The organism is Microcystis sp. M53598_WE2 (assembly GCF_030067735.1).
In the GTDB taxonomy this organism is placed as follows: domain Bacteria; phylum Cyanobacteriota; class Cyanobacteriia; order Cyanobacteriales; family Microcystaceae; genus Microcystis; species Microcystis aeruginosa.
Genome location: NZ_JASJFE010000513.1, coordinates 1 through 2,004, shown reverse-complemented (window position 1 = coordinate 2,004; position 2,004 = coordinate 1). Strand labels below are relative to the sequence as shown.

The 2,004-nt window shown below is 42.1% G+C and carries 2 protein-coding genes and 1 pseudogene; 2 read left to right on the top strand and 1 reads right to left on the bottom strand.

Annotated elements, in window-relative coordinates; translation table 11 throughout:
* Nucleotides 1-95: 95 nt before the first annotated feature.
* Nucleotides 96-1,085, bottom strand: a complete 990-nt coding sequence (locus PX636_RS10480) for a CAP domain-containing protein (protein WP_288117069.1) — start codon at nucleotides 1,083-1,085, stop codon at nucleotides 96-98.
* A 91-nt stretch (nucleotides 1,086-1,176) separates the two neighbouring features.
* Between PX636_RS10480 and PX636_RS22875 the strand changes: the two are divergent.
* Both PX636_RS22875 and PX636_RS10470 read left to right on the top strand, forming a co-directional pair.
* Nucleotides 1,177-1,293 (top strand): annotated as a pseudogene (locus tag PX636_RS22875) (helix-turn-helix domain-containing protein); the annotation flags it as partial.
* A gap of 269 nt (nucleotides 1,294-1,562) precedes the next feature.
* Nucleotides 1,563-1,949, top strand: a complete 387-nt coding sequence (locus tag PX636_RS10470; protein WP_288117067.1) for a hypothetical protein — start codon at nucleotides 1,563-1,565, stop codon at nucleotides 1,947-1,949.
* Nucleotides 1,950-2,004 lie beyond the last annotated feature (55 nt).

Sequence of the window (2,004 nt, the reverse complement as noted above, 5' to 3'; positions counted from 1 at the left end):
CTGAAAACTCAAATCTGATCACTGATAACTGATAACTGAAAAGGCTGATAGTTAAAAACTGATAATTAAATTTAAATATCATCGGGGTAATTTTGTCAACGCTTTTTAACAAAAAGTTGTGTAAAATAATATTCACCAGCATTATTTTTAGCGATACCGATACCGGTGAGATTATAATCACCAACCATATTTTTTTGATGGCCGGGGCTATTAATCCAACCCTTGACGGCAACGCTAACGGGGTCAGGATATCCCTTCATAAAAGCCAAATTTTCGCCCATTTTTTCTAAAGGAATCTTCCTTTGTACTGCCTTGACTCTTCCCTCAAAACCATCATGACTAAAAGGAGCCTGTTTATGGGCCATTTTTTGACTAAATAAGCGAGCTTCATGACTAATACGAGCATCGAGACGTAGGGGCGGTAAATTTTGAGAAATTCGGTAGCGATTAACTTGATAATTAGTGTTTTCTTCGAGGGGGATTAAAAAAGATTTATTCTCGATAGAATCGTAGCTAAGGGAATTAGTAGAAACAGGAGCGGATTGACGTTTTAGAAATATTTGAGTAAAGTACAATTTCCCTTGATTATCCGTCGCTACTCCAATCCCGGTACTATCAAAATCTCCCTCCATATTTTCCCGATGACCTTGACTTTTAATCCAACCATCCACCGCAATCATTACCGGGTCATCATAACCTTGATTAACTGCCACATTTTCCCCCACCGCTTGATAGGGAACCGAAACACCAATAGTTTGCGCTCTTTTGTCAAAATCTTGATGACTAAAAGGAACTAAACCCGAGGCCATACGTTGGCTATGTAATCTTGCCTGTTGCGAAATTGCTCGATTTAACAGTAGGGGAGATAAATTACGAGATTGACGATAGCGATTGACCTGTTGATAGATTTTATTCTCTAAAACAAGTAAAGTTGCCGCATCTAAAGGAGAGGGAGAAGGAGCGGGAGAGAAAGATGGCACGAGTTCCGTAAAAGAGCTATAGTTTAAGGCACTACAGGCGATTAAACTTGTCGATACAAGCATCAAAATTCCTAACCGATAAGGTTTCTTAAAAAAACTTTTCATCAAAAAAATTGGGTCTGAAACCCCGCCGTTCTAGGTTGGATTTACTGTTAAATACTAGCGCATTTACAGGATATATGCCAGAAGGTCAGGTATGGGGAAAGCCGATCGCTACCGATTTTACCCAACACCAGAACAAGAGTCGCTATTGCGGCGCACCTTGGGCGGTGTAAGATTAGTTGACAATAAAGCTCTCCATGTCAGAACACAGAGAAATCACAGCGAAGGGGTTTTAGTTGAATTTCCCCATTTCCCCATTTTCCCAGTCCTGGTGGCGACCTGATGACCAGAGGGGGGTAAATCTGTTAAGGCAGCCGCGAAACCAGGCAAGGGACCCCAAACAGAAACCCAAATCGTCAGGTTTGGAAATCACCGTCCGGCCCCGGCGGTGAGGATGTCAACTTTTTGGTGCCAGGGTCAAGACTTGTTAAGATCGATCAAGCCGCTCGCTCAAATTTATCACTCCTGTGGCTCTCATTTATGGTAATCGACTTTCTGCCCTTCACTATCAATATTTCCCCGGCCTTTATTGCCGGTAGCTGTCTCTGGTCTTTAGCATTGTATCTGGGGTTAACTGGGGTGCGAAATTGGTTTATAGAAATTTTCTATGGCTGGTTTAATTTTGCCGAGCGTTTCCTCTATACTTCCCTAGAGGAGTTTGAAAAAACTCGCGTCGCCAGAGAATCCCAAAATGCTTTTTATGCCTCTATCTTTAGTATTATTCCCTTTCTCATTCTCGGCGGTTTCTCCGATTGGTTAATCGAGATTAGTTTAGGAAAAAGTTGGCCGATTAGTGTCGGTATTCTCGCCTGTGTTGCCTGTGGTGTCTATGAATTAGGACGGCAGGACGGCAGCGGTAATCAGTAAACAACAACCAATTAAGCTGTTAACTATCTCAATTACTTCTTAGGACTGCACAGGG

What these genes read in the sequence shown, in the direction of transcription:
- PX636_RS10470 (WP_288117067.1), top strand. Translation starts at nt 1,563, where the DNA reads ATGGTAATCGACTTTCTGCCCTTCACTATCAATATTTCCCCGGCCTTT.
- PX636_RS10480 (WP_288117069.1), bottom strand. Translation starts at nt 1,085, where the DNA reads ATGAAAAGTTTTTTTAAGAAACCTTATCGGTTAGGAATTTTGATGCTT.